Source organism: Bacillus sp. MM2020_4 (genome assembly GCF_011250555.1).
Taxonomy (GTDB): Bacteria; Bacillota; Bacilli; order Bacillales; family Cytobacillaceae; genus Neobacillus.
Map to the genome: position 1 here is coordinate 22,856 of NZ_JAANMZ010000016.1, position 16,901 is coordinate 39,756.

General features: G+C 43.1%; 12 protein-coding genes and 1 other annotated feature. Of the genes, 2 read left to right on the top strand and 10 right to left on the bottom strand.

What is annotated here, in order from left to right; all coding sequences use genetic code 11:
• Positions 1-57 precede the first annotated feature (57 nt).
• Positions 58-2,583, top strand: coding sequence for an EAL domain-containing protein (locus tag G6554_RS12035; protein ID WP_166242117.1), 2,526 nt, complete (start codon positions 58-60; stop codon positions 2,581-2,583).
• Between the two features lie 24 nt (positions 2,584-2,607).
• On the opposite strand, the gene thrB is transcribed toward G6554_RS12035, so the two are convergent.
• Genes thrB through G6554_RS12050 form a run of 3 tightly spaced genes read right to left on the bottom strand, consistent with a single transcriptional unit; the run spans position 2,608 to position 5,875 of the window.
• Positions 2,608-3,525 carry a homoserine kinase gene (gene thrB / locus G6554_RS12040; RefSeq protein ID WP_166242119.1) on the bottom strand — a complete coding sequence of 306 codons (918 nt, stop codon included), beginning with the start codon at positions 3,523-3,525 and terminating at the stop codon, positions 2,608-2,610.
• Positions 3,522-4,583, bottom strand: coding sequence for a threonine synthase (gene thrC, locus G6554_RS12045; RefSeq protein ID WP_166242210.1), 1,062 nt, complete (start codon positions 4,581-4,583; stop codon positions 3,522-3,524). Before thrC ends, thrB begins: the two co-directional genes overlap by 4 nt.
• Positions 4,583-5,875, bottom strand: coding sequence for a homoserine dehydrogenase (locus G6554_RS12050; protein WP_166242121.1), 1,293 nt, complete (start codon positions 5,873-5,875; stop codon positions 4,583-4,585). Before G6554_RS12050 ends, thrC begins: the two co-directional genes overlap by 1 nt.
• A 279-nt stretch (positions 5,876-6,154) precedes the next feature.
• Positions 6,155-6,367: a binding site (T-box leader), on the top strand.
• A 169-nt stretch (positions 6,368-6,536) separates the two neighbouring features.
• Here G6554_RS12050 and serA point away from each other — a divergent pair.
• The gene (serA, locus tag G6554_RS12055) at positions 6,537-8,180 is read left to right on the top strand and encodes a phosphoglycerate dehydrogenase (RefSeq protein WP_166242123.1); all 1,644 of its coding nucleotides are present in this window, start codon (positions 6,537-6,539) and stop codon (positions 8,178-8,180) included.
• A 108-nt stretch (positions 8,181-8,288) separates the two neighbouring features.
• Here the strand turns inward: serA and G6554_RS12060 are convergent, their stop codons facing one another.
• The 7 genes from G6554_RS12060 to G6554_RS12090 form a co-directional block, all read right to left on the bottom strand.
• Positions 8,289-9,413 carry an HAD family hydrolase gene (locus tag G6554_RS12060; protein WP_166242125.1) on the bottom strand — a complete coding sequence of 375 codons (1,125 nt, stop codon included), beginning with the start codon at positions 9,411-9,413 and terminating at the stop codon, positions 8,289-8,291.
• A 135-nt stretch (positions 9,414-9,548) separates the two neighbouring features.
• Entirely contained in the window at positions 9,549-9,857 is a 309-nt protein-coding gene (locus G6554_RS12065) for a DUF3870 domain-containing protein (RefSeq protein ID WP_166242212.1), read from the bottom strand.
• 19 nt (positions 9,858-9,876) lie between these two features.
• A complete protein-coding gene (locus tag G6554_RS12070; RefSeq protein ID WP_166242127.1) occupies positions 9,877-11,085 on the bottom strand; it encodes an acyl-CoA dehydrogenase family protein in 1,209 nt (402 codons plus the stop codon).
• A 13-nt stretch (positions 11,086-11,098) separates the two neighbouring features.
• Positions 11,099-12,280 carry a CoA transferase gene (locus G6554_RS12075; protein WP_166242129.1) on the bottom strand — a complete coding sequence of 394 codons (1,182 nt, stop codon included), beginning with the start codon at positions 12,278-12,280 and terminating at the stop codon, positions 11,099-11,101.
• 358 nt (positions 12,281-12,638) lie between these two features.
• The gene (locus G6554_RS12080; protein WP_166242214.1) at positions 12,639-14,060 is read right to left on the bottom strand and encodes an NAD-dependent succinate-semialdehyde dehydrogenase; all 1,422 of its coding nucleotides are present in this window, start codon (positions 14,058-14,060) and stop codon (positions 12,639-12,641) included.
• Between the two features lie 38 nt (positions 14,061-14,098).
• Entirely contained in the window at positions 14,099-15,469 is a 1,371-nt protein-coding gene (gabT, locus tag G6554_RS12085) for a 4-aminobutyrate--2-oxoglutarate transaminase (RefSeq protein WP_166242131.1), read from the bottom strand.
• Positions 15,470-15,521: 52 nt separating this feature from the next.
• Positions 15,522-16,883 (bottom strand): putrescine aminotransferase, encoded by a 1,362-nt coding sequence (locus G6554_RS12090; protein WP_166242133.1) that lies wholly within the window; start codon positions 16,881-16,883, stop codon positions 15,522-15,524.
• Positions 16,884-16,901 lie beyond the last annotated feature (18 nt).

Consider the following 16,901-nt stretch of genomic DNA (forward strand, 5'->3'; position numbering starts at 1 on the left):
AATAAATTTACTTGAAAAAAATAGATAGAAAGGAATGCAAATTGGGGTGCTGCGTCATTGTCGATTAAAAGAAAGATTCCGTTGCTTTTTAGTCTTTTAGTTTTTCTCATTTTATTAACCAATAATGCCTTTCATTATTTTCGTTCGAAAAATCAACTGCTTGAATATAACGAAATCGTCATCAAAATGATTGTTAAAGAGGTTTCTTTTCAAGTCAAAAATACGAAAAGCAGCAGCTTATATGTAGAAGACATTCTTGGCAAAGACTTGCGAACGGCTTCATTAGCCATAAAAAATGTGCTTCCGGCACGATATCAAGATATCACCAACGAGCAGCTGGTTTCTTTAGCAAAGGAAACCGGTGTTTCCCATATTACCTTATTGGCAAAAACAAGTAATGACATTGTCGGCGTAAGGTCCTCCGACCCTCATGAAATCGGCATGTCCACTAAAGGCTGGGGCTATTGGTATGATGCTTATCTTCAGCTTTTTTCCTTAAAGCCCGTTTCCGTTGGAAAGGGAATTACCTTGCCAAATTACTGGTCCGGTCCGATTGAGGTCGCTTCATCTAATCCGAAACACATTGATAAATGGGGCTATTACTTTGATGGGACAACGAATTATATTATCAACCCGTATTTTCGTGACAAAATAACTGATTATGAAAAACGATTCGGGCCTTGGAAAATCATCAAGGACTTTACAAAGGAAGAAGGCATATTGGAGGTAACTGTATTTAATCCGAAAAACTTTGGCAAAAAGGAGGAAGTTGTCCATTTAAACGGCAATAAATATATTCGCATTTCGGCACTGCCTATTTGGTACGGAGAGTATAAATATCAAAACTACACAACTGATGCGAATCTAGTCAAAAAGGCAATTACAGAGAAAAAAGTTCAAGTCTATAAAGGGAATCTTAATGGCAAATTGGTCAGGAAAACCTTCGTCCCTATTTTTTCAAAAAATGATCAGCCATTCGTCATTGGCCTTGTTTATAATTATGGATTAATTCATGCGGAACTGGTTCACGAGTTAAAAGTACATATTTTGTTATCCATCGCGATTATGATTATCGTGTTAATTGTTAGCTTTCTATTTTCAAGGTCGATCACCCAGCCAATCGGCTATATCGTTGAGCATGTAAATGAAATTGCGCAAGGGAACTTTGGAAAAAAATTAAAGTTAAAACGTAAAGATGAATTAGGACTGCTCACCGAAAACGTAAATGCCATGTCAAATCATTTGCACGGTTATCTGGAGGATTTAAATCAAAGTAAAGAGCTTATCGAATACCAGGCCTACCATGATCCATTAACAGGTCTGTTAAACAGACGCTATTTCCAAGAAAGGCTAAAACGAATCATTGATCATGCGGATGAAACAGGGGAAACCGTGTCAGTTCTATTCATTGATTTGGATCGCTTTAAACAGGTAAACGATTCGTTTGGGCATAACAATGGGGATGAAATCCTAAAAATTGCGTCAGGGAGGATTAAGGATTGTCTTCCGGTGGATGATAACACGATCATCACAAGGCAGGGCGGCGATGAATTTATTATTTTACTCAAGAATCTTGCGATCGATGAAACAAAGGCTGCAGCAGAAAAGGTTGTCAATCATTTAAAAAAATCCTACTCATTAAATGGCAAGGAAATTTATCTCAGTGCTAGCTGCGGCATCAGCATCTACCCAGAGCATACAAAAAACATGGATACCCTCATCATTTATGCGGACTTAGCTATGTATTCTGCGAAAAAGACCGGTGGTAATAAAGTAACCATTTATTCTGAGAAATTAAGTCAATCAAACATTGAAAGACCACGTTTAGAAGCGCATTTAAGGAAAGCAATTGATAATAAAAAAATTGAAGTATTCTATCAACCGAAAATCAATGTTGATACAGGAACCTTATTTGGCGCAGAGGCCTTGGTAAGATGGACAGATGATGTCTTTGGCGTCGTCTCACCAGATGTGTTTATTCCCATTGCAGAAGATACGGGGTTAATCCAGCCCTTATGGGAACTAGTAATGAACATGGCCTGTCGGCAGGTTAGCATATGGAATGCAACCCTTCCACAGCCTTTATCGATATCCATTAACTTCTCGGCACGTCAATTTCAGGAACCATTACAGATGGTCAAACGTGTTAAAGAAATTCTAACTGAAAGTCAGTTACCACCGAATAATTTAGAAATAGAGATTACCGAGAGCATTCTCTTAACGAATTCAAGCGAAATCATCCAAGCACTCAAATCACTAAAAGCGATGGGAATTGCTGTTTCTATTGACGATTTCGGAACAGGATACTCTTCCTTAAGCTATTTAAAAGATTTACCGATTAACACTTTGAAAATCGATAAATCCTTTATCCAGAATATAAATGAGAATCATGAAAACGCCGAGATTGCAGAAGCGATCATTAATCTTGCTCGCAGCCTCCATCTCGATGTCATCGCAGAAGGTGTCGAAGAAGAATATCAAAAGGATTTCCTTCTATCGAAAAATTGTGTTCAAATGCAAGGGTATTTGTTTAGCAAACCGTTAAGCATCGTGGATTTTGAGGAATTTATAGCCAAAAAATAAACGGGGCAGCCGCTGCTGTCCCGTTTATTTCACAAATTCCTCTACTTCCTTTACACAGCTGCCGAAATAATCGATTGACAACCTTTTTACAGTCATGCTGGGAAATTCCTGACCTAAGGCATACGCCAGCTCCTGCCCTTTTCCTTTTTCACTAAAGCAAATGACAGTTGGCCCGGCACCGCTCAATGCTACTCCGAATGCCCCGTTGGACTTTGCACATGACTCAATCTCTTGATAAAAATGAATCAGCGCTTGTCGATAGGGCTGATGGAAACGGTCTTGTCCCATCATTTTTCCGGCAAGATTCCAATTTTGACTTACTAGAGCAGCAATCAAAAGGTTGGCAGTGGAAGAAGCCTGAACAGCCTCTTGCCGTGAATAGGCGGCAGGTAAAACATCGCGCGATTCCTTCGTCAATAAGATTTCCTTCGGTATCACCGTCACCATTTCGACAGGGAGGTCAGTAATGGAAAGCATATCTACGTCATGTTGATCATACCTTCCGATGACAAGTCCTCCAAATAGAGAAGCACCCACATTATCCGGATGCCCTTCCCACTTTGTAGCAAGCAGAAGCTTTTCGTTCTTCGTTAAACGTAAGCCGCCAACCGCATCCGCAAGCTCAATGCCGGCAACAATCGCCGCCGCACTTGAGCCAAGACCTCGCGCTAAGGGAATCTCACTCTCTATTTTTATTTTACAAGGAGGTAACTCTATTCCATAATTAGCGGCGGTCTTAATGGCAACTTGGCAGATAAAATGGCTCTCATCGGTTGGGAGATCCTTCAATTCCTCACATGAAGAATAGCATTCCCACTGGTCGTTCTTCTCGATTTCTAATGTTAGATATAAATTTAATGCTAGACCGATTGAATCAAAGCCAGGCCCAAGGTTTGCTGTACTCGAAGGTACTTTAATCACAAAGCGATCATGTAAAGTCATCCGCGGACAACTCCTCGAATATGTTCAGCAACAGCTTTTTCATCGTTTGGTAATGGAACTGGTGTGACAAGACTGCTATTGATAGCTGTGTCAGGGTCCTTTAAACCATTACCTGTCAGCACAGCGACAATTCTTGTCCCTTTGCTGATTTTTCCATTTTGGATACTCTTATACACGCCGGCAATGGATGCGCAGGATGCAGGTTCAGCAAATACACCTTCAGCGGCTGCTAATTTTTTATAAGCGGTAATAATTTCTTCATCGCTTACTTCATCAAATTGGCCATGGGATTCTTCGACGGCATTCACTGCAAGATCCCAGCTTGCAGGATTACCAATTCGAATGGCTGTTGCTATGGTTTCCGGATTTTCAAAGACGCGATTATGGACAAGTGCTGCCGCACCCGCTGCTTCAAAGCCAAACATTCGTGGCAGTCCCGTCTCCTTCTTCTTGTTGTATTCTTTAAACCCTTTCCAATATGCACTGATATTTCCGGCATTTCCAACCGGAATTGCTAAAATTTCAGGTGCAGCCCCAAGCTGGTCACACACTTCAAATGCGGCTGTTTTTTGTCCCTCAAGCCGATAAGGATTGACTGAATTTACAAGCGCTATCGGTTCTACCTTACTAATATTTCGCACCATTTTTAACGCTTCGTCGAAATTTCCCTCAATTGAGATAATTTCTGCTCCATACATCATTGCTTGCGCCAGTTTTCCCAGCGCAATTTTTCCTTCTGGGATGACAACGATACAATTAATCCCGGCCCGTGCCGCATATGCTGCCGCTGCCGCTGATGTATTTCCTGTGGATGCACAGATAACGGTTTTACTGCCTTCCTCTACTGCCTTGGCAACAGCCATAACCATACCTCTGTCTTTGAAAGAACCGGTTGGGTTAGCCCCTTCAACTTTTACATAAAGCTCAACGCCCCATTCCTGGGATAGCCTTTCAAGTTTGATTAACGGTGTATTTCCCTCATTTAGCGTAAGCTTAGGTGTTTGTTCGTTAATTGGTAAATATTCTTTATATGCTTCTAATAATCCCGGCCATCTCATCATGCTTTCCTCACCACTCTATATGCACTTTTTACTTCCTTAACTGCGCTTAAATCGTATAATTCCAGTAAAATCTTATCATAATTAGTTTCTGAAGCTTTGTGTGTAACTAAGACAATTTCTGATGTCTCATTTTTCTTAATTGGCAACTGCAGAATTTTTTCAAAACTTACCCCATTTCTAGCAAAAATTGCGGTAATATCGGCAAACACACCCACTTCATCCTGGACATGAATCCTGAGGAAGTATTTGGAGAACTTTTCTTCATTATCCTTTAACCGCTTTGGATATTGCGGTGTAACAGCACTGCGGCCATTTACGCCAAGTCGTAAATTTTTAATGACTCCAACAAGGTCCGATACGACTGCTGTTGCGGTTGGCATGCTTCCTGCACCAGGACCGTAAAACATCGTTTCGCCGACGGCTTCTCCGTACACATAAACCGCATTGTATTCATTTTGCACAGAGGCAAGTGGGTGATTGTTTGATAGGAATGTAGGTGCGACACTGACCTCGACCTTTTCACCCTCACGCCCGGCATAGCCGATTAATTTCATCGTATAGCCTAATTGTTTACCGTAGCTTAAGTCTTCTTCGGTAATGCTGGAAATACCGCTGACCTTTACATCGTCCAGATCAATATGCATTGAAAACCCTAATGTAGCGAGAATGGTCATTTTTCGTGCTGCATCAAGTCCTTCAACATCAGCAGTTGGATCTGCTTCTGCAAAGCCGAGCTCCTGCGCTTCTTTAAGGACCTCTTCATATGAACGTCCTTCATCACTCATTTTTGTTAAAATATAATTGGTTGTTCCATTCACAATTCCCATCATTTGTGTAATCCGGTCTGACGCAAGGCCGTCAACAAGACCTCTTAAGACTGGAATACCGCCAGCCACACTTGCTTCGTAAAAGAGGTCACAGCCATGTTCTGTGGCGACTGTTAAGAGCTCGGAACCATGGAGGGCCATCAAATCTTTATTGGCTGTTACCACATGCTTGCCTTGGCGAAGAGCGGTAATCAAATAGTCTTTTGTATCATCCACCCCGCCCATAACCTCAATAACGACATCAATTTCCTGGTCTAAAAGGATATCATCAGGGTTGGAAGTTAACGTCTTTGAATCTACTTCAACCGGTCTATTCTTATGTAGGTCCTGGACAAGGATCTTTTTAACAACAACCGGACACCCCACTTGATGGATTAATTTATCTTGGTGATTTTCAATAATTTTTACTACGCCCGAACCAACTGTGCCTAATCCTAATAACCCTATCGAGATTGCTTTCATACAGATCCCCTCCTGTAATTGTCCACTTGTGGCGCACAAATGTTTTTCTATTGTAGACATTATATGATTCTCTTTATTTTTTTACAATAGATTTGTTTGATTGTTTTCCAGTGAAACCGTTTCCTTACGCGCCATAATAGGCTTGCTTTTTTTTCCTAAAATTTTTCAAAAAAAAATGAAAAATATTTTCTGCTTTAGCCCTTTACAATCTTGAAGAAAAGGTTGTAGAATAATCCCTATATTCATCTTAATTAGAAATTTCAATTAATTATACACTATTAAATAGTAATGATGAAGACGGTAGTAAGAAAAAGCCACAGAGAGCCGGTGGTAGGTGCGAACCGGTGCTAATTCTTATTTAACCTAGCCCTTCTGAACTGGCAGCTGAACTATTAGTAGGCATGCCCGGTGTAAAGCCGTTACATTTAAGAGGCTGCTCTTATTTTTCAAGCAGCAAAAGAGGGTGGCACCACGTTCATTCACGTCCCTCATAACAGGCATTTTCTTGTCTGTTATGAGGGACGTTTTCTATTTTTGAAGAAAGGAGAAATGTTTCTGATAGATTCATTGGGTATTGCCCAACGTTTTACTCGCATAGAAGTAGTATTACATGAAAATGAATGGTATCGCTTTGTAAATAGCTGAGGAGGTTGGAAAAAGCATGTATAAAGTTCTTGTAACAGATGGTATTAGCAGCACTGGTTTGGTGAGTCTTATGGAGCATCCCCATTTTATCGTAGATCGGCAGCCTACATTGCCGACCGAAGAGTTGAAAAACATTATTGGCGATTACGATGCTTTAATTGTGAGAAGCCAAACAAAGGTAACCGAAGAACTGCTCTTGGCTGCAGACCGTCTTCGGGTCATTGCCCGCGCAGGTGTTGGAGTCGATAACATCGATGTCAATGCTGCGACCCGAAAAGGGATCATTGTCATTAACGCTCCGGGGGCAAATACAATTGCTGCAACAGAGCATACATTAGCGATGATGTTGTCATTAGCGCGGAAAATTCCTCAAGCACATCAAAAGACCGCTGGCGGTGAATGGGATCGCAACTCCTTTAAAGGGGTGGAATTGTATAAAAAAACGCTTGGCGTTATCGGTATGGGTAAAATTGGAACAGAAGTGGCAAAACGGGCAAAAAGCTTTGGTATGAACATCCTGGGATTTGATCCTTATTTAACAGAAGAGCGCGCAAAGAAACTCGGGATGACGAAGGCAAGCCTCGATTTAATTGCCCAGGAATCCGATTTTATCACGATTCATACGCCTCTGACGAATGATACGAGAGGGTTAATCAACGACGACTATTTAAGCAAAACGAAAAAAGGTGTTCGCTTTGTAAACTGCGCCCGTGGCGGTGTAATAGACGAGAAAGCTTTAGTTAGAGCCATTAAGTCCGGGCATGTTGCAGGTGCTGCCCTTGATGTATTCGAAAAAGAACCGGTTGCCGATCCAGAATTGCTGCAAAATCCTAATATCATTGTCACGCCGCATCTTGGCGCTTCCACTGTAGAAGCACAGGAAAAGGTTGCCCAAGAGGTGAGCGCTGAAATTATCGAGATATTTGAAACACAGTCGATTCAAAATGCCGTCAACATGCCGCAAATGTCTGGAGAAACGCAAGCGAAGCTACAGCCCTATTTACTGCTGGGCGATCAGATGGGGCAGCTTGTGATTCAATTATTAAATAAGCAAGCTCCTGCAAAAATTGAAATCAATTATTACGGTGATTTAATTGATGAGGATACCGAGTTACTGACTCGTACTCTCTTAAAAGGCATCCTATCCTACCATTTAAGTGATTCTGTCAATCTCATAAACGCACTTCACCTTTTGAAGGAGCAGGGTGTTTCCTATAATGTAGTGAAAAATGCTAACAATAAAGGCTTTGCGAATTTTATGGAGCTTTCAGTTTCCAACGGATTGGAGACTGCGCGAATTGGCGCAACCGTCTTAAACGGCTATGGTGCAAGGATTTTGAAAATAAACGAATACCGAATAGATGTAAAACCTGAAAAATACCTTTTATATATCAAACACCGCGACGTACCGGGGATGATCGGTAAAGTGGGCTCACTACTCGGGAACTATGGAATCAATATTGGTACGATGCAGGTTGGACGAACAGAGGTCGGCGGGGAAGCTATCATGGTGTTAACCCTCGATAAAGCCTTGGGCGCAGAAGTTATTCAGGATTTAATCTTGATTGAAGGATTAGATGAAGCGCAATTACTGGAGTTGACGAATGTGGATTCGTTTGAGCCGGGGCGTGTAGAGCCGGAGAAAGTGGAAAGTATCTAGTTTTGTTTTAGTAAATGAAAGAGGGCTTGCGCAATTTAGTGGCGCAGCCCCTTTTTTCGCTCATTTTTATATGATTGATGTTAGTTTTTTTGATTCGTTCATTGGAGGTTAAAGAATACTCTTTAGCTCTAAAACTGAATCAAGTATATAATCTGCCTCATGCTGTTCAAATTCACTTCGTGCGGCTTTTCCGGATAGCCCTGTTAAGACCGCCGCAAACTGACAGCCTAATTGTCTCGCAGCGAGGAGGTCTGCTAACGAGTCCCCAACCACAAGTACCTCTCCACCGTTTTCTATTGGCAGCGCCGTTTCTAAGCATTCTCGTATAGACGTGTCTCTACCTCTAATCCCCATTACGTATGTATACGGATGCGGTTTCGATAAAGATCTCCATTCTGGAAGCTCCTTTTCCGCTGTCAGCACGTCATCCGCCGTCACAATTCGATTCTCATCAAAATGCTTTAACCATTCCAAATGCTTAAAAGGTTGAATCGTTTCTAAAGCTGGCCGGCCTGTTCCGATTCCGATCGTGAATCCCGACTTGGTAAGATATTGAAACAAGTTTGATATGTCATCCTGGGGTGCTAAGGTTGTTTCATTTTCCAGGAACCCCTTTTTGCCGGTTTGCACAGATGGTCTTCCGGTGGAAGCAAGGACATGTTCATCACCCACATACCATTCCTGGGAAACATGCTCGCAAATCGCCCAAAGTACTCCTTTATTGAAAATAGTCGTATCCACCCCAAGCTTTTCCTTCGCCAGCACATTCAAGTAACTAAGCAAATCCTGCCTCATAGCATCAGATCGCGCAAAATCTTCCAAAAACAAACCAAAATCTAGTTCAACATGATAATTACTTAACACCCTGCCAATCTCCAGCAACGTTTCACGATCCAATGGTGCCTGACACCATTTGGTAATATTTTCAAATTCATTTTCTTTGATTTGTGACAATAGGTGGATGAGTTGGTGGCTGAATGATAAATAGATCATGTCCCAGTTGGCGTTCAGACCACGGGATTTCATAAATTTGAGGACTTTGTCGTCCTGAAAAATTTCTTCTCTTATTGTTTGAATTTCCGCTTCACTATAGTTTGTTCTAAATTTCCCAGGTGCCAATGCTAAGTAACTGCAACTGTACAGCATCTCCCAAACCGTTAAAGCAGAGGCATCAAAATAATGCTCTTCGCTTAATAAGACTCCATCAACGTCAAACAAAATAGTTTTAATCAACTCTCCAACCCTTCTTTCCATAACTCTTTTATACTTTATCGTAACACAGCAACACTAAGAATTTGAAGTATATATTTTGTTTGACATTCATAAAAAAGCCTTGCACGTTGGATATTTCCAACTGCAAGGCTTTTTTCAGTGTTCTTGATTTTCATATTGCCCGTATAAATCATTAACGGCAGCAATTAGCGCATTTACTGCCTTTCCGCGGTAGCCTTCCCTTAGTGCAGCGATAATATCGTCTATCCCGTCCAGCAAACTGTGCCCTTTTAAAATTTGCTGAACGTAGGCTCGACCATGATCGGTAGCCAGCGTACAGGAGGATTCAATGATAACCCCGTATTTTTTATCCACTTCAACAGTAATGGTAAGTAAATCATACACACTTTGGGCAGCCATCCCCTGCGGCAAACGGGAGTGGCCTGCGAGGAAATAGGTTTTCAATCCTGACATGTGCGCACACCTATCCTTTTATTAAGCTTTCTTCAAACGGCCATGCAGGAAGCATTTTCCGTAACGGTTTATCCTCGCGGTATCCGAGTGCGTATTCCCCCTGCATAATCGTATGAATTTCTCTTGTGCCCTCATAAATAACTGGGGCCTTAGCATTTCGTAAATACCGCTCGACCGGGAATTCATTTGAGAACCCGTAAGCACCATGAATTTGGACAGCATCGTTGGCTGCCTCATAGGCAGCATCACAAGAAACCCATTTTGCCAACGATGTTTCCTGTGTATTGCGCTTGCCGTTATTTTTTAACCAGCCGGCTTTAAAAACGAGTAATCGGGAAATCTCAAGGTTTGCCGACATTTTCGCAATCATTTGCTGAACGAGCTGGTGCCTGCCGATTTCTTTACCAAAAGTTTTCCGTTCTTCACAATATTTAACACTTGCTTCAAGCGAGGCCATAATCGTACCGCAAGCGCCTGCCGCTACCGTGAAACGGCCATTATCCAGGGCAGACATCGCAATTTTAAAGCCCTCCCCAACATATCCTAACAAGTTTTCTGCGGGCACTCTGACATTATCAAAAAAGATCTCACCCGTATTTCCGGCGCGGATACCAAGCTTCCCCTTAATCGCCTTTGAGGAGAACCCGGCAAATGTGCGTTCGACAATAAAGCAGGAAATACCATGGTGACCTGCCTTCGGGTCTGTTTTGGCAAAAATCAAGAAATGATCAGCCACATCACAGAGAGAAATCCATGTTTTCGATCCATTTAAAATATAGTAGTTCCCGTCCTTTACCACCGTCGTCTCCATTGCCGCTACATCCGATCCGGCATTCGGTTCCGTAAGTCCAAAGGCACCTACCTTTTCACCCTTAGCTTGCGGAACAAGATATTTTTGCTTCTGCTCCTCTGTTCCCCACTGCAATAGCGTCATACTGTTTAATCCGGTATGAACAGAGACAGCGGTGCGGAAAGCGGTGTCTCCTCGTTCGAGCTCCTCGCAGACTATCGCAAGTGTGTTGTAATCCATCCCAACGCCGCCATACTCCTCAGGGATGCATACCCCCATGAGCTGTAGCTCCGCTAAACGTTCTAGAATATTGGTTGCAAAATGCCCTTTCTCATCCCACTCCTTAATATAGGGCATAATTTCACGGTCAACGAAGGCTCTGACTACCTTTCTTACACTCTTTTGTTCTTCTGATTGTGAAAAATTCATTTCTTGTTCCCCCTCAAATAATAGTTTGTTGTTTCATTTGGATAATTTCCTGCTTCGAGTAGCCATGTTTTAGTAAAACCTCTTCGGTGTGTTCCCCGTGCATGGGCGGATGTTTATCGATCGTGACCGGAGAGTTTGAAAATTTTAACGGTGAACCGACAAGCTTTAAATCCTGAATCACAGGATGCTTTACATTGACAATCATTTCCCTTGCATGTGCCTGCTCGGAATCCAACGCTTCTTTCACATTGTTAATGGGGCCATTAGGGATTCCCGCCTCATCGAGCAATTGTTTCCATTCTGTTCTTGATTTCGTTATTATTTTGGCTGCAATTATTTTTTCAATTTCAGCTTTAAAGTGCAGCCTGGCAGAGTTCTTTTCATATTGTAAAAGTGATGGTTCATCAAGGAGAATAGCAAGTTTTTGATATTGCCGGTCATTTCCTACCGCGATGATAAAATCACCATCGCTTGCAGCAAACACCTGGTATGGGACAATATTCGGGTGGGCATTCCCAAGCCGCTCCGGGATATTGCCGGAGCATAAATAATTACTGGCAACATTCACTAGAGCAGCCAGTTGCGAATCAAATAAAGAGATGTCCACTTCTTGCCCCTCACCCGTTCTATTGCGATGCTGGATAGCTCCCAAAATACCGATACATGTAAATAGTCCGGTAAGTACATCTGCGATCGCAACTCCAACCTTTGCAGGCTGTCCCTCTTTTTCACCGGTAATGCTCATTAAACCCGACATGGCCTGAATAATATAATCATAGCCTGGTAGGTGGGAGTAAGGTCCCTCAGTGGATCCAAAGCCACTAATCGATGCTAAAATAATTCCCTCGTTTTCTCTTTTCATTTCCTGGTAGCCAATGCCCAACCTTTCAAGTGTTCCCGGCTTAAAATTTTGTACGACGACATCGGCATCCTTTATAAGTTTTCGAAATATCCCCTTACCTTGCTGTGATTTCAAATTTAGGGTGATCCCCTGTTTATTTCGGTTGGCACATAGGTAATAGGCGCTCTCTCCTTCCACAAATGGCGGCCCCCAGCCACGTGTTTCATCCCCGGAATCGACGCTTTCAATTTTTATGACCTCTGCCCCCATATCTCCTAAAATCATCGTGCAATAGGGTCCAGCTAGTACGCGTGATAAATCAATTACCTTTATTCCATGGAGCGGCCCTGTCACTTGAGCACCCCCCTTTCTCATATGGATTCTATGAAAATATCGATTATCCTTCGTCATGATTGGAAAAAAGCCAGCAGAAACTATCAATGACAAATATGGCATTGATGGTTTCACTGGCTTTTATTCGTGGTTTCTCCTCTGGATGGAGGATGAAGCGAATTAGGCAGCTACTTTTTTAAACATGCTATTTTTTACCGCAGAAAGATTTGAGTGATCCCGCCAATTTTCCCGATTATTCCGCCGAAATCCGAATTAATTCCGCGGATATTTGGATTAATTCCGCCAACTTTGGTCATAATCCCGCCGAATTCACAATTAATCCCGCCAAGTTCACATTTGTTCGGTTCAGAGCTCCTATTTACATATCCAACCCAATGGATATATACTTTACTTCTAAAAACTCTTCGATTCCATAATGTCCGCCTTCACGGCCAAGACCGCTCTCTTTATAGCCGCCGAATGGAGCCTGAACGACTGACGGCAGGGCATCATTTAAGCCAATAATTCCGTACTCCAGCTGTTCGGTGATTCTGAAAGAGCGGCTTAAATTGTCCGTATAGACATAGGCCGCCAAGCCGTAACAGGAATTATTGGCCCGTTCGATGGCTTCCTCTTCCGTTTTGAAGGTTGAAATTGGTGCGAGCGGACCAAAGATTTCATCCTTCATGCATTCCATCTCATCGTGAATATCGGTCAAAATAGTCGGGGCATAGAAGTAGCCATTTTCAGCTGCCGGTTTAAGTCCGCTATATGTGACCTTTCCACCCTTCTTCAGCGCATCCTTGACAAGTCCGTCAACTTTTTTATAAGCTGCTTTATCGATTAACGGTCCGATATCCGTACCTTCCTCAAGACCGTTACCCACCTTTAGCTTTTCTAATTCCGCTTGAAAAAGCTTAATGAATTCATCGGCAACACTTTCCTGCACATACACACGATTCGTACAAATACACGTCTGACCAGCATTACGGAACTTCGATTGGACAAGTCCGACAGCCGCTTTTGCTAAGTTTGCATCATCCATCACAATAAACGGAGCATTTCCGCCAAGCTCCAATGATACCTTTTTAACATTTTCAGCAGCGCCACGCATTAACGTTTTGCCGACCTCCGTTGAACCTGTAAACGTTATTTTCGTCACGCGGGAATCCTTCAGCCAAACCTCGCCAATTTCAGAGGAACGTCCGGTAATTACATTAATAACCCCAGCAGGAATCCCCGCCTCATGGGCAAGTTCAACCATTTTTAATGCCGTCAGCGGTGTTTGGTTCGCCGGTTTTACGACGGACGTACAACCGGCTGCAAGTGCCGGAGCTATTTTTCTCGTAATCATCGCTGCCGGAAAATTCCACGGGGTAATCGCCGCAATGACACCCACAGGTTCCTTCCGAACTAATATTCTTTTATTCGGATGGGAAGCTGGAATGGTTTCCCCGTAAACCCGTTTCCCTTCCTCAGCATACCAAGAGATAAATCCGTTTGCGTACTGAACCTCACCAAGTGCCTCTTTTAATGGTTTTCCTTGCTCAATCGTCATGATCCGAGCAATTTCATGCTTATTTTCTTCTATTAAAAAATACCATTTCATCAAAAGATGATAGCGCTCTTCCGCCGTCTTTTTCGACCAGAGTTTGAAGGCTTTATGGGCAGCATCGACTGCCTGCTTGGCTTCATAGGCACCACCCGTTGGCACGGCACCAATCACTTCTTTTGTCGCTGGATTGACGATTTCTGTAAGGACCTCATAATCACTGCCAACCCATTCGCCATTTAGATACATCGGATAGATTTGATAATTTTGCTTGATGACATCCATTTTTATTCCCCCCCAACCGATAATGCCGGATCTTGTAAATAAACGGCTTCCATTGCTTCCTCAAGAATTTCCAATCCTTCCTCAAGCTGGTCATCTGTGATGGTTAATGGCATCAGGAGACGGATGACATTGCTGTATATCCCGGCGCTTAATAACATGAGACCACGTTCGCATGCTGCCTTTACAATTTTTCCAACCGCTTCTTTATCAGGGGTTTTCGATTGTCTGTCCTTGACGATTTCCATCGCGCACATTGCCCCAAGGCCCCGCACATCGCCAATGCCCTCAAAACGGTCTGCAAGAAGCTGCATTTTTTCAAGTACTCGCTCGCCGATCTTTTCAGCTCGTTCATTTAGGTTTTCACTTTCAATGATATCTAAAACCGTGATCGCCGCTCGGCAGCCAAGTGGGCTTCCGGAATAGGTTCCGCCAATTTCACCAACCGCTGCCGCATTCATAATTTCCGCTCGACCAATGACGCCGCTAATGGGGACACCAGCCCCCATTGATTTGGAAATGGTCAGTAAATCAGGGACCACATCAAAGTGATCAATGGCAAAATGCTTCCCTGTCCGAGCAAAGCCCGTTTGGATTTCATCGGCGACGAAGAGAATTCCATAGTGTGTGCAGATTTCTCTTACACGCTTAACAAAGGCTTTGTCAGGTACGATAAATCCGCCTTCTCCTTGAACAGGTTCCATCACGACTGCTGCAATTGTCTCAGGTGCAACTTCCGCAAGAAGGAATTGTTCGAATTGCTCGATGATCATTTCGCTGTATTGCTGCTCACTCATTCCATCTGGGCGACGATACACATACGGATATGGCGCCTTGTATACCTCCGGAGCGAATGGTCCGAAGCCAAATTTATACGGCTTGACTTTACTTGTCATGGTCATAGTCATGAGCGTTCTGCCATGGAATCCCCTTGTAAATGAGACAATCCCTTGGCGGCCCGTGTATTTTCTTGCCATTTTTACGGCGTTTTCAACCGCTTCCGCACCACTGTTAAAAAAAGCAGCCTGCTTATCGAAGTCACCAGGGGCAAGCCCACAAAGCCTCTCAGCTAAAGTAATATATGATTCATACATCATCACATTAAAGCCTGTGTGGATAAACTGGCTTGCCTGTTCTTGGAGAGCTCGAACCACTCTTGGATGGGAGTGACCAACGTTTAACGTTCCAATAGCACCAGCAAAATCAAGATAATGATTACCATCCACATCTTCGACCACTGCTCCCTGCGCTTTTTTTACAAAAGATTGGCAGTTATTGCTGATTCCTTTTGGGACAAATTTATTTCTACGCTCCACTATTTCCCTCGATTTTGGTCCGGGTATCTCTGTTTGGAGCTTTACATACTTCTTTTCCACTTCCGTGCCCCCCCCTTATTTAAAATAACTCTTTTTATCATTTAAAATATAACTATGCGTTCACATGCCCCAATACATCTTTAAAAGTGCTGACAACCTTATCCACCTCTTCATACGAAATCGTCAGCGCTGGTTCGATACGGATGGTTTTCGAGTTGATCAATGTACCTGCCACTAAGACACCATGGTCAAACATTCCTTTTGATACGTCATAGCCAATTTCATCCTCGTGGAATTCGATACCAATCATCAAGCCCTGACCGCGGATTTCTTGAACTTTATCTTCATGTCCTTTTGAAGCCTTCTTCAATTCTTCTAGGAAATACGCGCCCACTTCCCCGGCTCTTTCCGGTAGATTCTCTTCTAATAAAACACCAATCGTGGCAATTGCCGCGGCACATGCCAGTGGATTCCCACCAAAAGTTGTCGTATGCATAAATGGATTCGGGAACCAGCTCTTAAATACGTCTTCACGGGCGACAATGGCCCCCGCAGGCATCACTCCGCCGCCAAACGCCTTCGCAAGACAGATAATATCCGGTACCACATCATATAATTCAGCAGCGAACATTTTCCCCGTTCGTCCCATGCCTGTCTGAACCTCATCGAAAATTAACAAGGAGCCGTATTGGTCGCAAAGCTCGCGCACTTGTTTTAGATACCCCTCTGGTGGCAGGATGATTCCGCCTTCCCCTTGAATCGGTTCTAAAATAACGGCTGCCACATCTTCACCAACTGTTGCACATACCTCAAACGTTTTCCGCATCATGTCGATATCGCCAAATGGCACATGGCGGAACCCTGGGATTAATGGCAGGAATGGTTTACGGAACATTCCTTTTGCCGTTCCGGACAAAGATCCTAAGCTTTTTCCATGAAAGGCACGAGTAGTCGAAATAAATGTAGTCCTCTCACTGTACATTTTCGCCAGTTTAAGAGCTGCCTCAACACTTTCCGTTCCGCTGTTTGTAAAAAAAGCATACTTCAAATCGCCAGGTGTGATGTCGGCAAGTATTTTTGCCAGCATCGCCCGGAGCGGATCAAGCAAGTCTTGGCTATGAAGTGCCTGACGTTTTAACTGATCGGTTACCGCTTTAACGACCTTTGGATTGCGGTGTCCGACATTATAAATTCCGAAACCACCAAGACAGTCAATATACTCTTTTCCATTTACATCCTTAAAACAGGAACCATTATCCGACCATTCGACTACCGCAAACTGGCCGCCTTCTGTAACGGTTTTGCGATATTCCAAGAATCCCGGATTTACATGTTCGCGGAAACCATCTACCGTTTCCTTCGTTATCCATGCCGCTTCCGTTTCGTTAATTTCCTCTTTTTCTATTAAATCTAGCACCTTATTAATATATTCACTTACTTGTTGATTTTGCCTATTATTTATATCGATACTCATTTTCTCATCCTCCAAATA

Excerpts from the sequence above, each read along its gene's own strand:
- G6554_RS12050 (WP_166242121.1), bottom strand. The coding sequence starts at position 5,875 with ATGAAAGCAATCTCGATAGGGTTATTAGGATTAGGCACAGTTGGTTCG.
- G6554_RS12090 (WP_166242133.1), bottom strand. The coding sequence starts at position 16,883 with ATGAGTATCGATATAAATAATAGGCAAAATCAACAAGTAAGTGAATAT.
- serA (WP_166242123.1), top strand. The coding sequence starts at position 6,537 with ATGTATAAAGTTCTTGTAACAGATGGTATTAGCAGCACTGGTTTGGTG.
- G6554_RS12070 (WP_166242127.1), bottom strand. The coding sequence starts at position 11,085 with ATGAATTTTTCACAATCAGAAGAACAAAAGAGTGTAAGAAAGGTAGTC.
- thrB (WP_166242119.1), bottom strand. The coding sequence starts at position 3,525 with ATGACTTTACATGATCGCTTTGTGATTAAAGTACCTTCGAGTACAGCA.
- thrC (WP_166242210.1), bottom strand. The coding sequence starts at position 4,583 with ATGAGATGGCCGGGATTATTAGAAGCATATAAAGAATATTTACCAATT.
- G6554_RS12080 (WP_166242214.1), bottom strand. The coding sequence starts at position 14,060 with ATGTATCTAAATGGCGAATGGGTTGGCAGTGATTATGAGGTCCTTACA.